We start from the raw sequence: 22,751 nt of genomic DNA on the forward strand, positions 1-22,751 counted from the left end.
CTATCCTCCCGCCCTCACCTCGCGCACGCCCCGCCCGGTCTTCTGCCGCAGCAAGGCCCGCAGCGTGACGCCGTCGGCATAACCGACGAGCGCGGCGATCTCGTCCGGGCTCTTGTCGCTGGTCTTCAGGAGATGCACGGCGCGCTCGACCCTTAGATCCTGAAAATAGGAAAGCGGCGTCTTGCCGAGCACCTGCTGCATGCGCCGCGCCAATGTCCGCTTGCTGGCGCCGACCGCACCGGCCGCGTCGTCGAGCGAAAACCCTTCGGAAAGCCTGCCGCGTGCCCAGCGTTCGAAACGCTGCACCAGCGGGTCGGCATGCGAAAGATGGTCGGTAATCACGTAAGCCGACTGCGACGGCCGGCTGTCGACGATGAGGTAGCGCGCCACGAGGCCGGCAAGCTCCGGGCTCACCTGCCGCACCAGCCAGAGCGCCATGTCCATGTGGCCGAGCGCGGCGCCGGCCGTCACCAGCGCGCCGGATTTCACCAGCATGCGGCCGTCTTCCAGCTGCACGGACGGATAACGCTGGCGGAAGAGCGGCGCGAGCCACCAGCTCGTCGTCGATTTCTCCCCGTCGAGAAGGCCGGATTCGGCAAGAACGAAGGTGCCGACGCAGGCGGCGGCGATGTTCATTCCGGCCGCCTTCGCCTCGCGCAGCAGCGCCCCGGCGTCCCGGATTTCGGGACGGTCAAGCGCCGGCACCAGCACGTCCGGCATCTGGCAGGCGATCGCCGGCACGACCAGCCAGCCGCCGGCCTTGGGATCGAAGCTTCCCGAGATCGGCACGGCAAGTCCGTGCGCCGTCTTCACCTTCTTTCGCACTCCGATCACCGACACGTCGAAGGTCGGCACCTCGAGCGACAGCATAACCGACAGCGCGTTCGCCATCGAGAACACGTCGAGCATCGTGGAGAGACCGGTATCGAAGACGGGGTCGAGGGCGAGGACTTGCAGCTTCATGGCAAGAACACTATCAACAATGTCAATATTGACAATAGGCAAGCGGGCCTGCGCGGGGGAATATCACCCCTGAAATACGTCGCCCGAGCGACACCGTTGCGATAAGAAGAGACGCATGAACATGGATGTCACCACGATCGGCTTCACCAAGACGACCGCCGAGGATTTCTTCGGCCGCATCAAGGCGGCCGGCGCCAAACGGGTCCTGGACGTACGCCTCCACAACACCTCGCAGCTTGCCGGTTTTGCCAAATCCGACGACCTCGCCTTCTTCCTGAAGACGATCTGCGGCGCCGGTTATGTGCACGAACCGCTGCTGGCGCCGACCGAGGAAATCATGACCGCCTTCAAGAAGCAGAAGGGCGACTGGACGATTTTCCAGAACGATTTCATGGGCCTGATGGCGGAACGTAAGGTGGAAAGTCACCTGAAGCCGGAAGCCTTCGACGGGTCTTGCCTGCTCTGTTCCGAAGACACGCCGCATCATTGCCACCGCCGGCTCGTCTGCGACTACCTGAACGGCAAATGGGGCGGCAAGCTCAGCGTCCGCCATCTCTGAACACGTCCGATCAACCTGATCCTATGCAACGCCGGGTGACAGCCTCCCCGCGCGGGGAGCGCCTTGCCATGACCTACGACACCATCCTTGCCATCGTCCTCTTCTCGCTTGTCGGCTCCGTGTCGCCGGGGCCGAGCAATTTCATGCTGCTCGCCTCGGGCACCAATTTCGGCTTCCGGCGCACCGTGCCGCAGATCCTCGGCATCACCATCGGCTTTTCGTCGGTGCTGCTGGCGGTCGGCTTCGGTCTCGGCGCGCTGCTGACGGCCTATCCGCCGCTTGGATTGGCGCTGAAGATCGCCGGAGGCGCCTACCTGCTCTATCTCGCCTGGCGGATTGCCATGTCCCGCTCCGTCTCCAGCGATAGCGCGAGCGCCGCCCGCCCCCTCACCTTCCTCGAATCCGCCGCCTTCCAATGGGTGAACCCCAAGGCCTGGGTCGGCGCGCTCACCGCCATGGCGGCCTATGCCAGCGCCGAGAACCCGTTCGTCTCGGTGGTGCTGATCACGCTCGTCATCGCCGTCATCAACCTGCCGAGCGTCGCCGTCTGGGCCGGCTTCGGCGTGGCACTGCGGCAGTTCCTGTCCGATCCGGTACGGCTCAAATGGTTCAACATCGTCATGGCGCTGCTGCTGGTGGCAACGCTCTGGCCGTTGCTGAAATAGCCGCAGGTGCAGGCTCGGACGATCGTGCAAGAACTGCGGAGAACCTTGATACCGGTCGGCCGCGCATCCGTTGCATAGATCCCGTGCCTGCAGCGGCATGCCGCCGCTGCCTCGCACAGAGGATCAGCAAAATGACTCACATCACTGAAAAAGTGGTTCTTATCACCGGCGCCAGCAGCGGTATCGGCGAAGGCACGGCGCGCACCCTCGCCGCCGCCGGCGCCAAGGTCGTGCTCGGCGCCCGCCGCACCGACCGGCTGGAAGCGCTGGCCGAAGAGATCGCTGCCCATGGCGGCACCGTCCGCATCCGCGGGCTCGACGTCACCGACCGCCAGGACTTTCAGGCCTTCGCGGAATTCGCGCTGGCCGAATTCGGCCGCATCGACGTCATCGTCAACAATGCCGGCCTGATGCCGCTGTCGCTGATGTCGTCGCTGAAGGTCGAGGAATGGGACCGGATGATCGACATCAACATTCGCGGCGTGCTCTATGGCATCGCTGCCGTCCTGCCGGTCATGAACGGCCAGGGCTTTGGCCAGATCATCAACATCTCGTCTGTCGGCGGCCTCGGCGTGGTGCCGACCGCAGCGGTCTATTGCGCCACCAAATACGCGGTGCGGGCGATCTCCGACGGGCTGCGCCAGGAGAATGACAGGATCCGCGTCACCTGCGTCTATCCGGGCGTGGTGGAATCCGAGCTCGCCGGCACGATCACCGACCCGGTCGCGGCGGATGCGATGAAGACCTATCGTAGCATTGCGATCACCCCCGATGCGATCGGCCGCGCCATCCTGCATGTCATCGAACAGCCGGAAGACGTGGATACAAACGAGATCGTGGTGCGCCCGACCCGCACGATGTAAGCAGGCGCATGGATGCGGTGGGGATTTACCGCACCGCATCATACTCTGCTTGCAAAACGCCGCGCCACAGCCGAAAGTGCACAATTGACGGTCTTTCCTCAAAAGGTGCTAGAAATTAGGCATGGCAGCGCGGCAACGCATCATTCCCGTCCGGCGTGAATACAATCGTTGGGTCGCCAACCAGACGCTGGAAGACTACGCCCTCCGTTTCACCGCCAAGAGCGCCCGCCGGTTTTCCTCCAGCCGCATTTCCCAGACCGCCATCGGCGCCATTTCCTTCCTGGCGCTGGAGGCGATCGGCGGCACGATCACGCTTTCCTACGGAACCACCAACGCGTTTTTCGCGATCGTCGCCGCCGCCATCGCCATGCTGGTGATCGGCTGGCCGATCAGCCGCTATGCGATCCGCCACGGAGTCGACATCGACCTGCTCACCCGCGGCGCGAGCTTCGGTTACATCGGCTCGACCATCACCTCGCTCATCTATGCGAGCTTCACCTTCATGCTGTTTGCGATCGAGGCCTCGATCATGACCGGGGCGCTGGATCTCGCCTTCGGCATCCCGCCATGGATCGGCTATATCATCAGCGCCGTGGTGGTGATCCCGCTGGTCATCTATGGCGTGCAGCTGATCTCGCGCTTCCAGCTCCTCACCCAGCCGTTCTGGATCATCCTCAACATCCTGCCCTTCGTGTTCATCGCTTTCATGGACTGGGAGAAGTTCGACCTCTGGCGCGCCTTTGCCGGCATCGGCCATTCGAACGCCGAGGTCAGCGGCCCCGCCCCCTTCAACCTCGTCGAGTTCGGCGCGGCTTCCGCCGTCATCCTGGCACTGATGCCGCAGATCGGCGAACAGGTCGACTTCCTGCGCTTCCTGCCGCCGGAGGGACTGCGGAAATGGCGGCACCGGTTCGCGGTGTTCCTCGCCGGCCCCGGCTGGGTGGTGGTCGGCGTGCCGAAGCTGCTGGCGGGTTCGTTCCTGGCAGTGCTGACGCTCTCGACCGGCGTGCCGATCCGCGAGGCGGCCGATCCGGCGCATATGTATTTCGCCGCCTTCGGCTACATGATCCCGAACGATACGGCGGCCCTGCTGCTGATGGCGGCCTTCGTGGTCGTCTCGCAGCTGAAGATCAACGTGATGAATGCCTATGCGGGCTCGCTCGCCTGGTCGAACTTCTTCTCCCGCCTCACCCACAGCCATCCCGGCCGCGTCGTCTGGCTGGTCTTCAACGTGGTGATCGCGCTGCTTCTGATGGAGCTCGGCATCTACCGGCTGCTCGAAGCGACGCTCGGCATCTTCTCGATCATCGCCATGGCCTGGCTCTGCACCATCTCGGCCGATCTCATGATCAACAAGCCGCTGGGCCTGTCGCCCGAAGGCATCGAGTTCAAGCGCGCCCATCTCTACGACATCAACCCGGTGGGCTTGGGCTCGATGTTCGGCTCGGCGGCGATAGCGCTCGCCGCCCATTTCGGCCTGTTCGGCCCGCTGATGGCCTCGCTCGCCACCTATGTGACGCTGATCGCCTTCCTGATCTCTCCGGCGCTCGCCTTTGCCACCAAGGGCAAATTCTATCTCGCCCGCAAGCCGCGCCAGAGCTGGAAAAGCGTCGGCTCGATCACCTGCTCGATCTGCGAACATCCGTTCGAGCACGAGGACATGGCCTGGTGCCCGGCCTATGCCGCGCCGATCTGCTCGCTCTGCTGCTCGCTTGACAGCCGCTGCCACGACATGTGCAAGCCGCATGCGCGGCTGAACACGCAAGTCGGCGCGGTCGCCCGCTCCTTCCTGCCGGAGAGCGTCATCACCCGGCTGACGACGCGCCTCGGGCGTTATGCGACGACGGCGGTGCTGTCGATCTCGGCAATCGGCGCGATCCTCGGCATGATCGCCTATCAGGTGAGCCAGGCGACGCCGGTCAATGCGGAGGTCATCTTCGGCACGGTGCTGATCGTCTTCTTCGTGTTCGCCATCATCGCCGGCATCGTCTCGTGGTTCTATGTGCTCGCCCATGACAGCCGGGTGGTGGCGGAAGAGGAATCCTCCCGCCAGAACACCCTGCTCTTGAAGGAAATCGCCGCCCACAAGAAGACCGATGCCGCCCTTCAGGACGCCAAGGAAACCGCCGAGGCCGCCAACCGCGCCAAGAGCCGTTATGTCGTCGGCCTCTCCCACGAATTGCGCACCCCGCTCAATGCGGTGCTCGGCTACGCCCAGATCCTCGAGCGCGACGAGACGATCCCCGCCCCGCGCCAGTCGGCGATCAAGGTCATCAAGCGCTCCGCCGACCATCTCTCGGGCCTGATCGACGGGCTGCTCGACATTTCCAAGATCGAGGCAGGCCGGCTGCAGGTCTATTCCAACGAGATCAACATTCAGGATTTCCTCGACCAGATCGTCGAGATGTTCGGCCTGCAGGCGCAGGCCAAGGGCCTCACCTTCGAGCACGAACGCACCCGCTCTCTGCCCCAATATGTTCGTACCGACGAGAAGCGGCTGCGCCAGATCCTCGTCAACCTGCTCTCCAATGCGATCAAGTTCACCGACGAGGGCACGGTGAAATTCGATGTCGCCTATCGCAGCCAGGTCGCCACCTTCACCATTTCCGATACCGGCCGCGGCATTGCCGAAAAGGATCTCGGCCGCATCTACGAACCTTTCCAGCGCGGTGAGGCGGAAAGCGTGCGCCCGATGCCCGGCCTCGGTCTCGGCCTCACCATCACCCAACTGCTGACCAATACGCTCGGTGGCGAGATCGCGGTCGCCAGCACCAAGGGCGAAGGGTCGATCTTCAAGGTCCGGCTGATGCTGTCGGCCATCGAGCGGCCGAACACGGCGCCGGCGGCGGAAAAGAAGATCGTCTCCTATACCGGCCCTCGCCGCACCATCGTGGTCGTCGACGACAACGAGGACCACCGCGACCTGATGCGCGAAGTGCTGGCGCCGATGGATTTCGTCGTGCTGACGGCAAACAGCGGCCCGGACTGCCTGACGCTGATCGAGGGCGTGACGCCGGACCTGTTCCTCGTGGACATTTCCATGCCCGGTATGAGCGGCTGGCAGCTCGTGGCCAAGCTGCGCGAGAACGGCCAGGTGGCGCCGATTCTCATGCTCTCGGCCAATATCGGTGACGGCGTCGCAGCCCATTCCGGCGACGAGGGCCACAATGACGCCATCGCCAAGCCGGTGGACATCCGCAGCCTCGCCGACAAGCTCGCCGCCCATCTCGGCCTCGTCTGGGTCTATGAGAACGAAACCTTGCTTCCCGCCGTGGTCGGCCCGAAGAAACCGATCAAAAGCCCGGGGACGAACCATGTCCAGGACCTTTTGCGGCTCGGCGAAATCGGCTACGTCCGCGGTATCGAAGCAAAACTTGCCGATCTCGCCCGGGAGGAGGAACACCGTCCCTTCGCGGAAGAGCTCGGCGCTTACGTGCAGGCCTTCGATCTTGCCGGTTATATGAAATTCCTGAGCCGCCTTGAGGCAGAAAGGACGAGTGATGGCTGAAACTGCTCTGCCGCGCGACATCGTCCTTCTCGTGGACGACAGCCCCGAGACACTGGGCTTCCTCACCGAGGCGCTCGAAAAATCCGGTTTCTCGGTTTTGATCGCCACGACCGGCCAGTCGGCGCTCAACATCGTCGAACGGATCACGCCGGACCTCATCCTGCTCGACGCGGTGATGCCCGGCATGGACGGGTTCGAGACCTGCCGGAAATTGAAGACCAATGGCGGCGTGACGCAGGTGCCGGTCATCTTCATGACCGGCCTCACCGAGACAGAGCATGTGGTCAACGCGCTCGATTCCGGCGGCGTCGACTACCTCACCAAGCCGATCAATATCGACGAGCTGCGCGCCCGCATCCGCGTGCACCTTTCCAATGCCCGTTCGGCCCAGAGCGCCCGTGTGGCGCTCGATGCGGCCGGCCGCCATCTGCTGGCCGTCAAGGCGAACGGCGCCATCCACTGGTCGACACCGCAGGCGACCCGGCTGATCAATGCGGCGACCAACAGCGACGATGGGCTCGACATCGTCTCCCGCCGAATCTCCGCCTGGATGGCCGAGCGCGACAAGCCGGGCTTTGCCCGCGACGCCGCCTTCGCCCTCGTCCAGAACGGTCAGGCGAGCCTGCAATTCTCGTTCCTGGGTGCCATCGGCGCCGACGAACATCTCTTCCGCCTGACGGCCGCCAACAAACGACCCGACGACGAGGTGCTGCGGCAGCATTTCCCGCTGACCCAACGCGAATCCGAAGTGCTGCTTTGGATCGCCAAGGGCAAGTCGAACCGCGACATCGGCGATATTCTCGGACTTTCGGCCCGCACGGTGAACAAGCATCTGGAACAGATCTACGTGAAGCTCGGCGTCGAAAACCGGGCCTCGGCCGCAGTCAAGGCCGCGCATGTTCTGCACGAGATGTGAGCTGACAGTAAGACGGCTCTCCAATACCCCAAGCAGACCTCGTGGAGGCCTGTAGCCAATTCCACTACTTCAGCACTGTAACGGTCATCGTGGTATCTGCGATTTTCCCATCGCCGAAGGGAGCTCTCAGCACGAAACTGTCCTCTCCTACATAGCCTGCTTTCGCAGTATAATAAGCAACCAAGCCCATAACTTTAACGGTCCGGCATCGCTCAAGCTTTCCTGACGAACTCGGGAAGACCGGTTGGCGAACGATTTCGAGACGTCCGTGTTTGGGCGCTTCGACAATACGGGCAACCGGTACGTCAGCCAAACTGCAATCGTTGTTGATATGCCAATGCTGGCCCAGCTTTGTCCGAACACCGCTCATGACGGTTCTGGACAGGGACACCTTTTTGAAACTGTCGGAAGCCTCCGCCACTCCGCTTGCCCCGATGGCAAACACAGCAAGTGTCAAAGCGGCAATCATATCTCTCATCATCTACCCCCAGCTGAGATTTTTGACAGCGATATTCCATCCTGGCGAGAAATCAATCAGAGGGACGCAAAAAACGTCTCACAAGCAAAAAGTGCCGCGAATACCGTGCGATGGGCCAGCCCGCCCCGGGGCAGAACGCGTTCCCTGCCCATTCTTCGTGTGGAAACGGCAGCAATCCTCACCGCCCTTCCCTCCACTCCCCAAAACGCAAAGAAGCCCGGCTTTTGGCCGGGCTCCCTCTGAAATTCGGCTTGGCCGATAACGGCTCAGCCCTGCGGGAAGTAGCTGTACTTGCCGTCCGGACCCTTCTTCCATTCGTACATGATATAGCCCGGGATCTTCGGGTCGCCCTTCGCGTCGAAAGCAATGTCGCCGAGAACGGTCTTGAAGGGACCCTTTTCATGCAGCGTCTTGGCAACGGCTTCGGCGTCGTCAGCCTTGCCGGTTGCCTTGATGCCGGCAGCGATGACCTGCACGGCTGCGTAGGAATACAACGTGTAGGCTTCCGGGTTGAAGCCAGCTGCCTTGAACTTGGCAACCAGGTCCTTGTTGGCCGGGTTCAGCGTCGGGTCCGGGCCGAAGGTGTTGAGCGTGCCTTCGACGGCGTCGCCGGCGATCGAGGCCAGTTCGTTGGAGACGATGCCGTCACCCGAAACGAGCTTAGCCTTGAGGCCCTGGTCCTTGGCCTGGCGGATGATCAGGCCGGCTTCGGTGTGGAGACCGCCCCAGTAGATGATCGAGACGCCAGCTTCCTTCATCTTGGAGATGAGAGCCGAGAAGTCCTTGTCGCCGACGTTGACGCCTTCGCGGATGACTTCCTTGAGGCCCTTGGCGTTCATTGCCTTCTTGGTTTCTTCGGCAAGGCCCTGGCCGTAAGGCGTCTTGTCGTCGATGATGGCGATCTTGGCGGTCTTGAACTTGTCGGCGAGGTAAGCGCCGGCAACGCCGCCCTGCTGGTCGTCACGACCGCAGGTACGGAACACGTTCCACAGGCCACGCTCGGTGAAGACCGGGTTGGTCGCAGCCGGGGTGATTTCGAGCATGCCGTTTTCGGCATAGACTTCCTTGGAAGCCGGAATCGAAACGCCGGAGTTGAAGTGGCCGACCACGTACTTGACGCCGTCGGATGCAAACTTGTTGGCAACCGAGATGCCCTGCTTGGGGTCCGACACGTCGTCGCCGAGGACGATCTTGATCTTTTCGCCGTTGATGCCGCCGGCGGCATTGATATCGGCTGCTGCCTGTTCGGCACCCTTCTGGAGCTGCGCACCGAAGGCGGCGTTCGGACCCGTGAGCGGACCGCCGACGCCAATAACGATGTCGGCCCATGCGCTACCGCTGAAGGCGACCATGGCCGTCAGCGCAACCGCGGAAAGAAGAGACTTCTTCATCGAGTTACTCCCAATTTTTTAGGTGAGCTGATTTTTCGAAACCGGGCGCAATACCCACCATCACTGCGCCGGAAATGTTCCACTCTAGGTTACTTATCGTTTCAACCCGAGCTAATCTGAGGGCAGAAAAGTTCGGCTGTCAATCTTTCTTCTTGAAGGAGAAAGCGGAAGCAGGCTCGTAGAGCCAATAGTAATTCTGCACCATCTGGCGCGTCCGCCGGATGCGGAATCCGGCGCTCGAAAAGACGAGCAGGATGGCCACGTCGATGACGCAGTAGAACGGGCTGATGAAGGGCCCCTGGAACAGCGCATAGTGCAGAAAACGCATCGCGACGCCGAGTAGCAGCGTATAGACCACCACCGTCGGAAAGCCGTTCCAGCCCTCGGCGGCGGCCCTGCCCGAGCGCCAGGCAGTCCAGAAACCGATGATCAGCACGAGGAAGCGCAAGAGGTACCGCACGCCGGTGTCGCTTTCGAAAAACAGTCCCTGCATCCTAAATTCCTCCGGCTGTCGTTAACACAACCTTAACGATCAATGTCGTCCACCCTCAAGGTAAGCGGCGCGCACTTCCGGATTGGCGAGAAGCTCTTTTCCGGAACCGCTCATCGTCACCTTGCCGTTGACCATCACATAGCCACGGTCGGAGAGTTTGAGCGCCGCGAACGCATTCTGCTCGACGAGGAAGACGGTCAGACCCTCTTCCTGGTTGAGCTTCTTGATCGCCTCGAAAATGCCCTTGACGATCAGCGGCGCCAAGCCCAGCGAAGGCTCGTCGAGCAGGAGCAGCTTCGGCCGCGCCATCAGCGCGCGCCCGATCGACAGCATCTGCTGCTCGCCGCCCGAAAGCGTGCCGCCGCGCTGGCTCTGGCGCTCCTTGAGCCGCGGGAAGAGCGTGAAGATCTTCTCGACGTCCTCGTTGAAATATTTGAGATTGTCGAGGCCGGCCCCCATCTGCAGGTTCTCGTAGACGGTCATGCGCGGAAAGATGCGCCGGCCTTCCGGAGACTGGGCGATGCGGCGCCGCGCGATCAGATGCGTCGGCAGCTTGGTAATGTCCTCGCCGTCGAAGACGATCGTACCGGCGCGGGCCTGCGGACTGCCGCAGATGGTCATCATCAGCGTCGACTTGCCGGCACCGTTGGCGCCGATCAGGCTGACGATCTCGCCCTTGTTGACTTCGACATCGACGCCTGCAAGTGCCCGGATATTGCCGTAATAGGTCTCGACAGCCTGGACTTTCAGAAGGTTCTCGGCCGCCATCAGTGATTGCCCCCCTCGAGTTCTACCGCAATCACCTCTTCCACCTCGTCATCCTCGACGCCGAGATAAGCGGCGATCACTCGTGGGTCGTTCTTCACGTGGTCCGGCGAGCCGTCGGAGATCTTCTGCCCGTATTCGAGCACCACGACGTGGTCGGAAATCTGCATGACCACCGACATGTCGTGCTCGATCAGCAGGATCGACACGCCTTCATCGCGGATCTGATGCAGGAGCGTGTTCAGCGCCGCCGATTCGCGCGGGTTGAGGCCCGCCGCCGGTTCGTCGAGGCACAGCAGTTCCGGGCCAGTGCACATCGCGCGGGCGATTTCCAGGCGTCGCTGGGCGCCGTAGGGAAGGTCGCCGGCGGGATCGTCGGCGCGATCGGTCAGATCGGCCTTGTCGAGCCAATATTTCGCCTTCTCTATCGAGGCATCGACGGCCCTGCGATAGGTCGGAAAACCAAGGAGCCCGAGAAGCGTGTAGCCCGACGCTTTCATCAGCGCGTTGTGCTGCGCGACCAGCAGGTTTTCGAGAACCGTCAGGCCGGAGAACAGCCGGATGTTCTGGAAGGTGCGGGCGACGCCAGCGAGCTTCGGGATCTCGAAGTCGCGCAGGCGTTCCAGCAGGAATTCCTTGCCGTCCCTGCGCTGCAGGGTGAGCATGCCCATGGTCGGCTTGTAGAAGCCCGTGATGCAGTTGAACACCGTGGTCTTGCCGGCGCCGTTCGGGCCGATCAGCGCGGTGATTTCGCCGCGCCGCGCTTCCAGCGACAGGTCGTTGATGGCCATCAGGCCGCCGAACTTCATCGACAGGTGCTCGACCTTCAGGATCGTATCGTTCGTCATCGTTGTCGTTCCGAGAGCCATCAGCCGTGGCCCTCCTTGGTAAAGCTTCCCGAGACGGCTCTGCGTTCCTTGAGGAAGGCGGTCGGTTCTCGCGATCCGACGAAGCCGCGCGGCTTGAACAGCATGACGATGATCATCGCCAGACCGAACAGCAGCATGCGATAGAGTTCAGGCGTGAAGTCCGGCCCGAACACGACCTTGAGGAAGGACATTTCGCGCAGCACTTCGGTGCCGCCGACCATCACCATCGCGGCGATCGCGATGCCGGTGAGCGACCCCATGCCGCCGAGGACGACAATCGCCAGGATCACCGCCGATTCCAGGAAGACGAAGCTTTCCGGCGAGACGAAGCCCTGGCGGGTGGCGAAGAAGGCTCCGGCGAAACCGCCGAACATCGCGCCGGTCGCAAAGGCGGTCAGCTTGGTGGTGACGGTATTGATGCCGAGCGAACGGCAGGCAATCTCGTCCTCGCGCAGAGCTTCCCAGGCCCGGCCGATCGGCATGCGCCGCAGCTGGATGGTGACATAGGCGGTCAGCATGCAGAGCGCCAGGATGATGTAGAACAGGAAGATCTTGTAATAGACCGAGGATGGCGACAAACCCCAGGCCTTGACGAAACTGCTCGCGCTGCCCGTATCGAAGGACCAGATGCCGAAGAACGACGCCTTGGCAATGCCCGAGATACCGAAGGTTCCCTTCGTCACATCGGTCCAGTTGATCAGCACCAGTCGGATGATTTCCCCGAAGGCGAGCGTCACGATGGCGAGATAGTCGCCCCTCAGCCGCAGCACCGGGAAGCCGAGGATGACACCCCAGAGCGCGGCGAGAATGCCCGACATCGGCAAGAGCAGCCAGAAGGAAAAGCCGAAATAGGAGGACAGCAGCGCGTAGGAATAGGCGCCGACCGCATAGAAGGCGACATAACCGAGGTCGAGCAGTCCGGCGAGGCCGACGACGATGTTCAGGCCCCAGGCGAGCATCACGTAGATGAGGATCTGGATGCCGAAATTGTCGACATATTTCAGCGAACCCTGCTTGCCGACGATGAGCAGCGACAGGAAGGGATAGACCAGCAGGAAAATCAGCGCGATCTTGAGGAAATGCCGGTGGAAGAAGCTCTTGCTCTCGGAAATTTCCAGAACGCCGCTCTTTGCCTTGGCGAGCTTGCGCTGGTCGAGATGCGGCTTGATGAAGCCGACGGTGAGGAAGCGGCCGACTGCCGCAACCAGCACAAAGATCGCCAGCAGGCCCCAGCGGGTGCGCCAGACGAGCGCGTTGTTGATGTCCTGGTAGGTCTCGATGCCGACGAACAGCAGGAACATGAGGAAGGAGATGACGCCGGCGAAAATGCCTTCCCGCACCGCCTTGGCAAGCACGCTCGGATGACCGGTTTCGGTTGCAGCTGTCATGTTACACCTTCTCCACTTCCGGCCGGCCGAGAATGCCGGTCGGCTTGAAGATCAGCACGAAAGCGAGGATCGCGAACGTGGCGACGTCCTTGTAGGCGATGGAGAAATAGGCCGACCACAGCGACTCGATGAGGCCGATCAGCAGCCCGCCGAGAACCGCGCCCGGCAGCGAACCGATGCCGCCGAGAACCGCCGCCGTGAACGCCTTGACGCCCGGGATGAAGCCGTCGTTGAACGAGGCGACGCCGTAATACATCAGGTACATCGCACCGGCCACGGCCGCGAGTGCCGCACCCATGATGAAGGTGATCGAGATCGTCCGGTCGACGTCGACGCCCAGCAGCGCCGCCATCTTGCGGTCCTGTTCGGTCGCCCGCTGGGCGCGTCCGAGCGGCGTCTTGTTGACGATGTACCAGAAGGCGAACAGCAGCACTGCGGTGATGATGACGATCAGCACCTGCTTCAGCGAGATGGTGATGCCGCCGATATGGAAGACGTCGGTCACCATCGGCGGGATCGGCTTGTTGCGCGGGCCCTGCGTCACCTGGATGAAGTTGGAAAGCACGATCGACATGCCGATCGCCGTGATCAGCGGTGCAAGCCGGAACGAACCGCGCAGCGGCCGGTAGGCGACCCGCTCGATCGTCCAGTTCCACAACCCCGTCATCAGCATGCCGACGAGCAACATCAGCAGCAGAAGCAACGCCACCGGAATACCGGCGAAGAAGGAGGTTGCGATCAGAAAGACGATGAGAGCGGCAAAACCGCCGAGCATGAAAATATCGCCATGGGCGAAGTTGATCATGCCGATGATGCCGTAAACCATCGTATAGCCGATTGCCACAAGGCCATAGATGGATCCAAGAGTCAGCCCGTTGATGAGCTGCTGGATAAAATACTCCATATATTTTCCCCTGGATGCGATCCCGGAAGGGCCGCATCTCGTTTATTTGCCCCTAGCGGGTTCTTACGTTCTTTGGCGCATTCCATAACGTTTTCGTAAGGAATGTGAAGACAAAAAGCCGAGAGATCGACAAAATCGAGGCAGTTCTCAACAATCTGGCCACACAAAGATCGGAAATTCCAAAAAACCGGCAGCGGCTGTCGAAAAATTAGCCAAACGACCCCGCATGCGAAATTTAAGATCGCCTCGAAATTGACCGCAAACCCCTATCCGGCTCCCCAAGTGAGCCCCTGACGGATCAATCGGCGAACCCGCGGGTCAGCCCATGCTCGCGGCCCATTTCCATCAGCTCCTCGAAGACCGAGCCGGCAAAAGAGCGAGGTACGATAATCTCGAACGTATCGGCGCCTGTGCGGGCGACATTCGCCGTCGCATGGCAGCACAACATTGCGGCGGAGTGCCCCTGCTCGAAGACCTCCGGATGCAGGTCGACCGCAACGCAACGGCCAAGAATTTTGCGCACGCTCGGGCCGGAGATTTCCATCAGCGCCCGGCCGTCGCTCTGATCGACCACGGAGGCGCCGGCAATGGCGGACAACATGCCGGCGACCGTCTCGGCGCCGACCGTCCGCGATACGGCAAGCCATTCGGACGGGCCGCAGAAGCGCGGCGCGACATCCTCGGCATTCCACAAGGCCTCGGCGACAGCTGTCTCCTGGCCTGCGTGGGCGAGGACCGAGAAGATCACGGGCCGGCGAATGACTGATAGGTGGTTCGGATTCGGATCCGTCTCGAAGCCGGAGATATGATCCTCGAGGACATGCCGGTGGAGAAGGTTGATCGACATCGGTGGCCCTCAGAGATGCAGTTTGCTGTTTTCGGGATCGACGAAGACCGGCGGGCAGACTTCGCTGAGCACTTCCGAACCGCGTAACCCGTCCCAGACCATGACCCGCTCGCCGATCCGTTCGCGCCCGGACTTCAGCATGCCGAGCGCGATGAAATGCCCGAGCGTTGGCGAAAAGCAGGCCGACGAGACGAAACCCTGGTCGTTGGCGAGCGACGGCTTGGCGCCGTCTTTGAGCAGATGCGCGCCGGCCTTGATCTCCTTGTCAGCCTCGACCGGCTTCAATCCGACCAGTTGCAGTCGGTCCGCGGCTGTCAGCCCGAATCGCATCGAAAGCCGCTTGCCGATAAAATCCGGCTTCTGCATCGCCATCATCCGGCCGAACCCGACATCGTCCGCGGTGGTGCGGCCGTCGAGCTCGCTGTGGGTGACATGCCCCTTCTCGACGCGGAGCACGTTCAAAGCCTCGACGCCATAGGCGCAGATTCCCTCCTCGCGGCCCGCATTCATGATCGCGTCGGCGACCGCCTCGCCGTAGCCGGCGGGCACCGCGAGCTCATAGGCGAGTTCGCCCGAAAAAGAGATGCGGAAGAGCCGCGCCTTCAGCCCGCTGCGCAGCGTGACCTCCCTGGCGGCGAGGTAGGGGAAGGCCGCATCGGAAATATCGTCCTGCACGACGCGGCTCATGATGATCCGCGCCTTCGGTCCGGCGAGCGACATCTGCGCCCACTGATCCGTGGAGGAGACGAAGCGCACGTCGAGTTCCGGCCAGAAGGTCTGCGCCGAGAATTCCAGATGCGCGAGAACTTCCGCGGCAAAGGCCGTCGTCGTGGTCATGACATACTGATTTTCGGAAAGCCGGCTCACCGTTCCGTCGTCGAAGACGATGCCGTCCTCGCGCAGCATCAGCCCGTAACGTGCTCTTCCGACCGGCAGCTTGAGAAAGCTGTTGGAATAGATGCGATCGAGAAACTCCGCCGCACCCGGCCCGAATATCTCGATCTTGCCGAGCGTGGAGACGTCGCAGAGCCCGGCATGGGTGCGGACGTTAAGGACCTCGCGATCGACGCTTTCCCGCCAGGTCTTTTCGCCCTCCCGCGGGAACCAGGCAGACCGGTACCAGAGACCGGATTCGACGAAAGTCGCGCCGTTCTTTCTCGCCCAGCCGTGCAGCGGGGAGGTACGGACAGGGGCCGCATGCTCGGCCCGCGCAGTGCCGGCCAGAGCGCCGAACGATACCGGCGTGTAGAACGGCCGGAATGTGGTGGTACCGATCTCGGCCGGCGACACGCCACGCATTCCGGCGACGATGCCGGCCGTGTTGACATTGCCGAGCTTGCCCTGGTCGGTCGCCATGCCGGCCGTCGTATAACGCTTCGTGTGCTCGATATGGCGGAAACCTTCCCGCTGGGCGAGGCCGAGGTCGCCGACATGCACGTCGTTCTGGAAATCGACGAAAGCCTTGTCCCGGGCGCCCGGTACATACCAGAGCGGCGCGAAGGACGGGTCGTATTCGCCCTCGACCTCGGGTGTTTCGAGGGACCCCACCAGCCTGCCAAGCGCTTCGAGTGCGGCATGCGCCTTGGCCGCACCATCCGTCAGGCATTCGCCGAGCGACGTCTGGCCGGCAGCCGCACCGGCAGCCACGAAAGCGCCCCCGACGTCAGGCGCGAGAAATGCCTGCTTCTCGTCCGACCACACGGGTTTGGCGCCGCGCTGGCACATCAGATGCACGATCGGCGACCAGCCGCCGGACATCGCCAGCGCATCGCAGCCGATGACCTCCTCGAATCCGGAACGCTCGGCGATCAGCCCCTCGATCCGATGCCGGCCCTTCGTGGCAATCACCGATCCGTTGCGGATGATGCGGAGGCCGTCCGGCACCGGATCGGCCGATTGCGGCCGCGCGTCGATGATCGCGGTGACGTCGACGCCCTTTGCGAGGAGATCGGCGGCCGTGCGGTACCCGGAGCCGCCATTAGTGAAGACCGCGACCTTGCCGCCGACGGCAACGCCGTAGCGGTTGAGATAGGTGCGCGCGGCCCCAGCCGTCATCACACCCGGCTTGTCGTTGCCGCCAAACACGAGCGGCCGTTCCTCAGCCCCGGTGGCGAGGATCGCGCGTTTGGCAACGATGCGCCACAGCCGCTCCATCGGCAGGTCCGGCGATGGCGAGGCCACATGTTTCTGCACCCGCTCGACGGCGCCGAACACCATGTCGTCATACCAGCCGAACACGGTCGTGCGCGGCATCAGCGTCACGTTCGACAGCGACGCCAGTTCCTCGACGACGTCAGCCGTGAATTCCGCAGCCGGTCGCCCGCCGACCGCAGCGCTTTCCGACAGCAGCGAACCACCGAACCTGAACCCTTCGTCCGCCAGAATGACCCGGACCCCGGCTCGCCCGGCCGCGAGCGCCGCCATCAGCCCGGTCGGTCCCGCGCCGATCACCAGCAGGTCGCAATGCGCCCAGGATTTTTCGTAACGGTCCGGATCGGCCTGCATCGTGGCCTTGCCGAGCCCGGCGGCACGGCGGATCAGCGGCTCGTAGAGCTTTTCCCAGAGCACGCCCGGCCACATGAAGGTCTTGTAGTAGAAACCGGCACCGAGAAACGGCGAGAAGAGATCGTTCACCGCGCCGAAATCGTGCTTCAGCGACGGCCAGCGGTTCTGGCTGGCGGCCGCGAGACCATTGTAAAGCTCGACCGTCGTCGCACGGGCGTTCGGCTCGGCCCGCGCGCCGGACCCGATCGTCATCAGTGCGTTCGGTTCGGCGGACCCTGCCGTGACCACGCCGCGCGGGCGGTGGTACTTGAAGCTGCGGGCCATCAGCATCTGATCGTTGGCAAGCAGCGCCGAGGCGAGCGTATCGCCGTCGAACCCCTTGTAGCTGCGGCCGTCGAAGGTAAAGGTGAGCGACTGGCCGCGATTGATCGCGCCGCCGGATCCGAGACGATAGGAGGTCATTCGTCAGCTCCCGCGCGCTCTAATTCCGCGGCATCGGTCACGCCGAAAACCTCATGGGTGAGATTGTCCCGCTCGACCACCAGAAAACGGCGGCAGCCGGCGACGTGATGCCAGTATTCCAGAATTCGCCCCTTCGGATTGTCCCGGACATAGACGTAACGATGCCAGGCCTCGTCCTTGGCGGTCGGCGAAGGCCGTTTCGGCGCGGCGGCCCCGCGGATCGAAAACTCTTCCTTGGGTCTGGTGCCGCAATGCGGACAGGTGATCAGGCTTGCCATGGGGGATCTTGCTCAGTGGAGGTTCGGCTGGGGGCCGCGGCCCGCTTCGTCGATCGTGTAACCGCGCTCGAACCGGTCGAGCCGCATGAAGCGCGAGACGTGATGCGTCTCGTTTTTGGCGATCAGGTGGGCGAAACAGAAACCGGAGGCCGGCGTCGCCTTGAAGCCGCCGTAACACCAGCCGCAGTTCAAATAGAGATTGTCGATCGGCGTGCGGTCGATGATCGGGGATCCATCCATCGACATGTCCATGACCCCGCCCCAGCTTCTGAGCACTTTCGCCCGCGACAGGCCAGGGATCAGCGACACTCCCTCCTCCATCGTGTGCTCGACGGTCGCCAGATTGCCGCGCTGCGCATAGGAGGAATAGAAGTCGATCTCGGCGCCGAACACCAGCCCGCCCTTGTCCGACTGCGATATGTAGAAATGGCCGGCGCCATAGGTGATCACATGGTCGACAACCGGCTTCAGCCCTTCCGAGACGAAGGCCTGCAGCACATGCGATTCGATCGGCAGTTCCAGATCGGCCATCCGCCCGACGGTGCTCGTATTGCCGGCAGCGGCGAGCGCCAGCTTGTTGCAGCCGATGAAGCCCCTGGTCGTCTCCACACCCACTACGAGACCGTTCTCGCGGCGGATGCCGGTCACCTCGCAATGCTGGATCAGATCGACGCCGCGGGCGTCCGCCCCACGGCCGTAACCCCAGGCGACCGCATCGTGCCGCACGGTACCGGCTCGCTTCTGGTAGAGCGCCCCCATGATCGGGAAACGGGCGTGGTCGAAATTGAGATAGGGCGCTTTCCGGCGCACCTGCTCACGATCGAGCAGTTCGGCATCGACGCCATGCAGGCGCATGCCGTTACCCTTGCGGGCATAGGCGTCCCGCTGGCCGTCGGAATGAAAGAGGTTGAGCATGCCACGCTGGGAGACCATGGCGTTGTAGTTGAAATCCCGCTCCAGCCCTTCCCAGAGCTTCAGCGAAAATTCGTAGAACGGGTTGTTGCCTTCAAGCAGGTAGTTGGAGCGGATGATCGTCGTGTTGCGCCCGACATTGCCCGACCCGAGATAGCCCTTTTCGAGCACCGCGACATTGGTGATGCCGAATTCCTTGGCAAGGTAATAGGCGGTCGCCAGCCCGTGCCCGCCGCCGCCGACGATGATCACGTCGTAATGCGGCTTCGGCTGCGGTTCGCGCCAGGCCGGCTTCCACATCCGGTTGCCGGACAGCGCTTGCTTGAAGATCGAATAGGCCGAATAACGCATGCTTTTCCCTGTCTCTCGCCGCGCTCACATTCGCATATGCGAGACAAAGGACAAGCGCAATCAGGACATCGAAAAGCCTGCATGCGACGAAACGCCCAGGCGTTGCGTCAAAGGCACGGCGCATCGAAGCGGGCATGTTTCTCAAGGGCCGTCTCAGGTTTTTCAAGGGCTTGACCGCTTCGGCCTCCCCGTTTCCGCCGTAGGCCTTAGACTCTTGGCGACCGAACGGAGACAGTCATGGCCGATACGACCGCAAATCTGAACATGCCCTTCATCCTGCCTTCGCAGGCGCAGAAACACGTGACCCACAACGAGGCGCTGCTGCGGCTCGACGCGCTGGTGCATCTGACGATCGTCGCGGAACTCGCAAACCCGCCCGGCGCACCCGAGGAAGGCGCCTGTTACCTGGTATCGACTGGGGCGACCGGCGCCTGGACCGGCAAGACGGGGCGTATCGCTTCCTGGCAGGACGGCTACTGGGCATTCCTGACCCCAGGCGTCGGCTGGCGCGCCTGGTTCGCCGCTTCCGAGAAGCTCAAAGTGTTTTCGGGCGCGCTCTGGCAGGACATCCCCCTGCCCGCCAGCGGCCACGTCGACGAACTCGGTATCAACGCGACGCCCGACAGCACCAACCGGCTCACGCTCGCCTCGCCGGCAAGCCTGTTCAGCCACGCCGGTAACGGCCACCAGATCAAGGTCAACAAGGCAGCATCGACCGACACGGCCTCGCTGCTCTTCCAGTCGAACTGGACGGGTTATGCGGAAATGGGCCTGGCCGGCAGCACCGAGTTCTCCGTCAAGGTCAGCGACGGGACGACATGGAACACCGGGCTGTCGATCTCCCCCAGCGGCCGTGTCTCGCAACCCAACCAGCCGGCCGTTCGCGCTTACCGCATCGGCACGAGTATCACCCCGACGGCCGGCCAGCAGAGCGGCTTCACCACGCTTGCCCTCGATCGGGGCGGCTTTTCGCTGGGCGCTGCGGTCGGCGGCGGCGGCAATCGGGTCGTGGTGCCGGCCGACGGCCTGTACCTCGTCGCCCTCAATCTCGCGGTGCTCTCCTCGTCCGGCCATGCCACCAGCCTGGTGCTCAATGCAACGCAGACACTAATTCTGATGCATGGCGCCGCCGGTGGAGCACAAATGCAGTCCGCAACGGGAATTTTTTCCTTTTCCACCGGGGATTACCTGACGCTCGGGCATACAGGAACGGCGCAACTGGAGCTGGGCGCCGGAAAAACAGAGTTATCTTTGGCGATGCTGCAATAACAGCAATCTCTAAAATTATATTCATACTTAACGGACGGTTAACTTGGGTGGTGACTCCGGATTGGAGGTATTCTATTAAGAGCCACTGTCGCCCTCAGGGCGCCGGGCGTTGGGTGGGGTGGCTGGTTTTGAGTGTTCCTGATCTGCATGACGACACCGCCGACGGGTCGAGCGGCTGGCGGCGCATAGAGCCGCCGCTGATCCTCATCCGCCATTCGGGGCTACCCCGTAAATCCGGTGGCAGCCTTCGAACGCAGCTCGCGGCAAAGCGGGCGATCGACATCGGCGTCTCGCTTTCGGCCCTGATCCTGCTCCTGCCTCTGATGCTGCTCGTGGCGCTGGCGATCCGCATCGACAGCGACGGGCCGGCGCTCTTCACCCAGATACGCTGGGGCAAGGACGGTCGCAGGTTCCGGGTCTACAAGTTCCGTTCGATGCGCACCAATCTCGGCGATGCCCGGGGGATAGCCCAGACGGTCAGGGACGATCCGCGCGTCACCCGCGTCGGCGCCCTCATCCGCAAGGCCAATATCGACGAACTGCCGCAGTTGCTGAATGTCCTGAAAGGCGACATGTCGCTGGTCGGCCCGCGCTGTCACGCGATCGACATGCTGGCGGCCGGCATCCCCTACGAGTGCCTGGTTGCGGATTACCATCACCGCCATTCGATGCGGCCGGGCATGACCGGCCTGGCCCAGATGCGCGGTCTTCGCGGACCGACGGACCGCCCGGGCAAGGCGCGCGCCCGTATCGCATGCGACCTCTATTACATCGACAATTTCTCTGTTTTCCTCGATCTGCGTATCATGCTGGGCACCCTGCTCGCCGAATTTCGGGGCGGCAAAGGCTTCTGACAGGCCGCTCTCGAACGACCGCCGGTCGCCGAAACGCCGTCTTTTCCTCGACAAGTGAACGCTTTTCGCGCTGCCTTCCTACACGCAGCGCGATTGTTGCCACAGTGGGAACAAATGCTGCTGCCTGTTTAGTCAAATATTAAAACTGGGCAGCTAGGCTCACCGACGTGGTCTTGCGTTGTGTAGAGAGTCCAATGACCGAATTGATACGTCCCCGAGTTAAATATGTCATCGGCCCCGATGGCAGCCCCTTGACGATCGCCGACCTGCCGCCGGCCAATACGCGCCGCTGGGTCATCCGGCGAAAGGCAGAGGTGGTAGCCGCGGTTCGCGGCGGCCTGTTGAGCTTGGAAGAAGCCTGCGAGCGTTACACGCTTACCGTCGAGGAATTCCTGTCCTGGCAGTCCTCCATCAATGACCACGGCCTGGCGGGTCTGCGCACCACACGCATCCAGCAATATCGTCACTGACGCCGAATTCGCGGGCCTCGAGCCCGCACCGGAAACCCAAAGGTGCCGCTGCAACGATCGCAACGGCACCTTTCGGTTTCTGAAAGACGGCTCAATTCTGCCCGGGTCCGATCCGGGACAGCGATGGCAGAAGCCCGGCGATAACGGCTGAAGCGGCGTAGAACCAGAGGCCCGGCTGCGAGACCGCAACAGCCAGGCCGCTGCTCTTTGCCGCAAATACCACGATCGCCACCAGCATCACGTCCATCATCGACCATTTCGAAAGATGCGGCATGGCGCGGCGGAAAAATCCTGCTTCCGCCGCCCGTCCGGAAAGCTGCACCGCCAGCCCGGCCAGCTTGACGATCGGAAAAACGATCGAAAACAACCCGACCACCAGCGACAGCGCCAGATCTCCCTCCCGGAAAAGCACCGGGACCAGCTCCAGCAGAGACGGCGTTTCGCTGAAGAAATAGAGCCGCTCGAAACGGATGATCGGCAAAAAGAGCCCGAGCGCAAGAAAGATCGCGGCCAGCGCGAGAAGAAGCGGCCGCAGCCAGTTCATCGTTTTCTCCGTTGACGATGTGTCACCCCTGATGGGGCGGGCCGGGCTATTTCCCTTCGGCCCTCCCCGTATTACACCATCGGCGAACGGACAAAAGCGGGACAATCATGAATATTACTTTGGAAGAGACACGGTCGGGCGGTCGTTATGTGGCCGAGGTCGAAGGTCATTATGCCGAGATGACCTATTCGCGTGCATCCCCGGAACTTGTCATCGTCGATCACACCGGGGTTCCGGATGCGCTTCGTGGCAAGGGCGTGGGTCAGGCGCTCGCGCTGCATGCGGTCGAAGAAGCCCGCAGGGGCGGCTGGAAGATCATCCCGCTCTGCCCATTCTTCAAGGCCCAAGCGGAACGCCACCCCGACTGGCAGGATATCCTTCGTTAACACGGGATGCCGAGCCCGAATCACAATCGTTAACGAGTACCAAAAATACGGAAATGGGGCCCGGCACCGCGGCACCGCCCCAGATTATGACATTTCCGTCGTTGATGCCGC

General features: G+C 62.6%; 22 protein-coding genes. 9 read left to right on the forward strand and 13 right to left on the reverse strand.

Annotation, left to right across the window (positions count from 1 at the left end; translation table 11 throughout):
• Positions 1-963 (reverse strand): GlxA family transcriptional regulator, encoded by a 963-nt coding sequence (locus tag GQ59_RS01790; protein ID WP_037076765.1) that lies wholly within the window; start codon positions 961-963, stop codon positions 1-3.
• A 115-nt stretch (positions 964-1,078) separates the two neighbouring features.
• Between GQ59_RS01790 and GQ59_RS01795 the strand changes: the two genes are divergently transcribed.
• From GQ59_RS01795 to GQ59_RS01815, 5 genes are all read left to right on the forward strand, one after another.
• The gene (locus GQ59_RS01795; protein ID WP_432762560.1) at positions 1,079-1,522 is read left to right on the forward strand and encodes a DUF488 domain-containing protein; all 444 of its coding nucleotides are present in this window, start codon (positions 1,079-1,081) and stop codon (positions 1,520-1,522) included.
• 68 nt (positions 1,523-1,590) lie between these two features.
• Positions 1,591-2,187: a LysE family translocator gene (locus GQ59_RS01800; RefSeq protein WP_037076768.1), complete on the forward strand. Its 597-nt coding sequence runs from the start codon at positions 1,591-1,593 to the stop codon at positions 2,185-2,187.
• A gap of 131 nt (positions 2,188-2,318) precedes the next feature.
• Entirely contained in the window at positions 2,319-3,050 is a 732-nt protein-coding gene (locus tag GQ59_RS01805; protein WP_037076771.1) for an SDR family oxidoreductase, read from the forward strand.
• Positions 3,051-3,171: 121 nt separating this feature from the next.
• The gene (locus GQ59_RS01810) at positions 3,172-6,558 is read left to right on the forward strand and encodes a hybrid sensor histidine kinase/response regulator (RefSeq protein WP_037076774.1); all 3,387 of its coding nucleotides are present in this window, start codon (positions 3,172-3,174) and stop codon (positions 6,556-6,558) included.
• Entirely contained in the window at positions 6,551-7,474 is a 924-nt protein-coding gene (locus GQ59_RS01815) for a response regulator transcription factor (protein WP_037076777.1), read from the forward strand. The genes GQ59_RS01810 and GQ59_RS01815 overlap by 8 nt, the downstream gene beginning before the upstream one ends.
• Before the next feature lie 64 nt (positions 7,475-7,538).
• Here GQ59_RS01815 and GQ59_RS01820 read toward each other — a convergent pair whose 3' ends face one another.
• From GQ59_RS01820 to GQ59_RS01870, 11 genes are all read right to left on the reverse strand, one after another.
• A complete protein-coding gene (locus GQ59_RS01820) occupies positions 7,539-7,952 on the reverse strand; it encodes a hypothetical protein (protein WP_037078081.1) in 414 nt (137 codons plus the stop codon).
• 266 nt (positions 7,953-8,218) lie between these two features.
• Positions 8,219-9,343 carry a branched-chain amino acid ABC transporter substrate-binding protein gene (locus GQ59_RS01825; protein WP_037076778.1) on the reverse strand — a complete coding sequence of 375 codons (1,125 nt, stop codon included), beginning with the start codon at positions 9,341-9,343 and terminating at the stop codon, positions 8,219-8,221.
• 139 nt (positions 9,344-9,482) lie between these two features.
• A complete protein-coding gene (locus tag GQ59_RS01830) occupies positions 9,483-9,836 on the reverse strand; it encodes a DUF6867 family protein (protein ID WP_037076780.1) in 354 nt (117 codons plus the stop codon).
• Positions 9,837-9,875: 39 nt separating this feature from the next.
• Positions 9,876-10,604 (reverse strand): ABC transporter ATP-binding protein, encoded by a 729-nt coding sequence (locus GQ59_RS01835; protein ID WP_037076781.1) that lies wholly within the window; start codon positions 10,602-10,604, stop codon positions 9,876-9,878.
• On the reverse strand, positions 10,604-11,470 hold the full coding sequence (locus tag GQ59_RS01840) for an ABC transporter ATP-binding protein (protein ID WP_037076785.1): 867 nt from the start codon (positions 11,468-11,470) through the stop codon (positions 10,604-10,606). The genes GQ59_RS01835 and GQ59_RS01840 overlap by 1 nt, the downstream gene beginning before the upstream one ends.
• Complete coding sequence (gene livM / locus GQ59_RS01845) at positions 11,470-12,858, reverse strand: high-affinity branched-chain amino acid ABC transporter permease LivM (protein ID WP_037076789.1); 1,389 nt, start codon at positions 12,856-12,858, stop codon at positions 11,470-11,472. Before livM ends, GQ59_RS01840 begins: the two co-directional genes overlap by 1 nt.
• A 1-nt stretch (position 12,859) precedes the next feature.
• Positions 12,860-13,762 carry a branched-chain amino acid ABC transporter permease gene (locus tag GQ59_RS01850; RefSeq protein ID WP_037076790.1) on the reverse strand — a complete coding sequence of 301 codons (903 nt, stop codon included), beginning with the start codon at positions 13,760-13,762 and terminating at the stop codon, positions 12,860-12,862.
• 298 nt (positions 13,763-14,060) lie between these two features.
• Positions 14,061-14,609, reverse strand: a complete 549-nt coding sequence (locus tag GQ59_RS01855) for a sarcosine oxidase subunit gamma (protein WP_037076793.1) — start codon at positions 14,607-14,609, stop codon at positions 14,061-14,063.
• A 9-nt stretch (positions 14,610-14,618) separates the two neighbouring features.
• Entirely contained in the window at positions 14,619-17,576 is a 2,958-nt protein-coding gene (locus tag GQ59_RS01860; RefSeq protein ID WP_037076795.1) for a sarcosine oxidase subunit alpha family protein, read from the reverse strand.
• On the reverse strand, positions 17,573-17,854 hold the full coding sequence (locus GQ59_RS01865; RefSeq protein ID WP_037076799.1) for a sarcosine oxidase subunit delta: 282 nt from the start codon (positions 17,852-17,854) through the stop codon (positions 17,573-17,575). Before GQ59_RS01865 ends, GQ59_RS01860 begins: the two co-directional genes overlap by 4 nt.
• Positions 17,855-17,866: 12 nt before the next feature.
• Positions 17,867-19,117: a sarcosine oxidase subunit beta family protein gene (locus tag GQ59_RS01870; protein ID WP_037076800.1), complete on the reverse strand. Its 1,251-nt coding sequence runs from the start codon at positions 19,115-19,117 to the stop codon at positions 17,867-17,869.
• 237 nt (positions 19,118-19,354) lie between these two features.
• On the opposite strand from GQ59_RS01870, the gene GQ59_RS01875 reads away from it, so the two are divergent.
• From GQ59_RS01875 to sciP, 3 genes are all read left to right on the forward strand, one after another.
• Positions 19,355-20,386, forward strand: coding sequence for a DUF2793 domain-containing protein (locus GQ59_RS01875; RefSeq protein ID WP_037076804.1), 1,032 nt, complete (start codon positions 19,355-19,357; stop codon positions 20,384-20,386).
• Between the two features lie 197 nt (positions 20,387-20,583).
• Positions 20,584-21,240, forward strand: coding sequence for a sugar transferase (locus GQ59_RS01880; RefSeq protein WP_432762564.1), 657 nt, complete (start codon positions 20,584-20,586; stop codon positions 21,238-21,240).
• Between the two features lie 194 nt (positions 21,241-21,434).
• Positions 21,435-21,710 (forward strand): CtrA inhibitor SciP, encoded by a 276-nt coding sequence (sciP, locus tag GQ59_RS01885; protein WP_007769470.1) that lies wholly within the window; start codon positions 21,435-21,437, stop codon positions 21,708-21,710.
• Positions 21,711-21,801: 91 nt separating this feature from the next.
• Here the strand turns inward: sciP and GQ59_RS01890 are convergent, their stop codons facing one another.
• The gene (locus tag GQ59_RS01890; protein ID WP_037076809.1) at positions 21,802-22,254 is read right to left on the reverse strand and encodes a paraquat-inducible protein A; all 453 of its coding nucleotides are present in this window, start codon (positions 22,252-22,254) and stop codon (positions 21,802-21,804) included.
• 107 nt (positions 22,255-22,361) lie between these two features.
• Here GQ59_RS01890 and GQ59_RS01895 point away from each other — a divergent pair, with 107 nt between their 5' ends.
• Positions 22,362-22,640, forward strand: a complete 279-nt coding sequence (locus GQ59_RS01895) for a GNAT family N-acetyltransferase (RefSeq protein WP_037076811.1) — start codon at positions 22,362-22,364, stop codon at positions 22,638-22,640.
• The last annotated feature ends 111 nt before the right edge of the window (positions 22,641-22,751 follow it).

This window comes from Neorhizobium vignae (genome assembly GCF_000732195.1).
GTDB lineage: Bacteria > Pseudomonadota > Alphaproteobacteria > Rhizobiales > Rhizobiaceae > Neorhizobium > Neorhizobium vignae.

Coding starts and splice junctions, on each gene's coding strand:
- GQ59_RS01855 (WP_037076793.1), bottom strand. CDS start 14,609: ATGTCGATCAACCTTCTCCACCGGCATGTCCTCGAGGATCATATCTCC.
- GQ59_RS01805 (WP_037076771.1), top strand. CDS start 2,319: ATGACTCACATCACTGAAAAAGTGGTTCTTATCACCGGCGCCAGCAGC.
- livM (WP_037076789.1), bottom strand. CDS start 12,858: ATGACAGCTGCAACCGAAACCGGTCATCCGAGCGTGCTTGCCAAGGCG.
- GQ59_RS01810 (WP_037076774.1), top strand. CDS start 3,172: ATGGCAGCGCGGCAACGCATCATTCCCGTCCGGCGTGAATACAATCGT.
- GQ59_RS01800 (WP_037076768.1), top strand. CDS start 1,591: ATGACCTACGACACCATCCTTGCCATCGTCCTCTTCTCGCTTGTCGGC.
- GQ59_RS01835 (WP_037076781.1), bottom strand. CDS start 10,604: ATGGCGGCCGAGAACCTTCTGAAAGTCCAGGCTGTCGAGACCTATTAC.
- GQ59_RS01860 (WP_037076795.1), bottom strand. CDS start 17,576: ATGACCTCCTATCGTCTCGGATCCGGCGGCGCGATCAATCGCGGCCAG.
- GQ59_RS01870 (WP_037076800.1), bottom strand. CDS start 19,117: ATGCGTTATTCGGCCTATTCGATCTTCAAGCAAGCGCTGTCCGGCAAC.
- GQ59_RS01815 (WP_037076777.1), top strand. CDS start 6,551: ATGGCTGAAACTGCTCTGCCGCGCGACATCGTCCTTCTCGTGGACGAC.
- GQ59_RS01850 (WP_037076790.1), bottom strand. CDS start 13,762: ATGGAGTATTTTATCCAGCAGCTCATCAACGGGCTGACTCTTGGATCC.
- GQ59_RS01790 (WP_037076765.1), bottom strand. CDS start 963: ATGAAGCTGCAAGTCCTCGCCCTCGACCCCGTCTTCGATACCGGTCTC.
- GQ59_RS01825 (WP_037076778.1), bottom strand. CDS start 9,343: ATGAAGAAGTCTCTTCTTTCCGCGGTTGCGCTGACGGCCATGGTCGCC.
- GQ59_RS01895 (WP_037076811.1), top strand. CDS start 22,362: ATGAATATTACTTTGGAAGAGACACGGTCGGGCGGTCGTTATGTGGCC.
- GQ59_RS01795 (WP_432762560.1), top strand. CDS start 1,079: ATGAACATGGATGTCACCACGATCGGCTTCACCAAGACGACCGCCGAG.
- GQ59_RS01890 (WP_037076809.1), bottom strand. CDS start 22,254: ATGAACTGGCTGCGGCCGCTTCTTCTCGCGCTGGCCGCGATCTTTCTT.
- GQ59_RS01840 (WP_037076785.1), bottom strand. CDS start 11,470: ATGGCTCTCGGAACGACAACGATGACGAACGATACGATCCTGAAGGTC.
- GQ59_RS01875 (WP_037076804.1), top strand. CDS start 19,355: ATGGCCGATACGACCGCAAATCTGAACATGCCCTTCATCCTGCCTTCG.
- sciP (WP_007769470.1), top strand. CDS start 21,435: ATGACCGAATTGATACGTCCCCGAGTTAAATATGTCATCGGCCCCGAT.
- GQ59_RS01820 (WP_037078081.1), bottom strand. CDS start 7,952: ATGAGAGATATGATTGCCGCTTTGACACTTGCTGTGTTTGCCATCGGG.
- GQ59_RS01830 (WP_037076780.1), bottom strand. CDS start 9,836: ATGCAGGGACTGTTTTTCGAAAGCGACACCGGCGTGCGGTACCTCTTG.
- GQ59_RS01865 (WP_037076799.1), bottom strand. CDS start 17,854: ATGGCAAGCCTGATCACCTGTCCGCATTGCGGCACCAGACCCAAGGAA.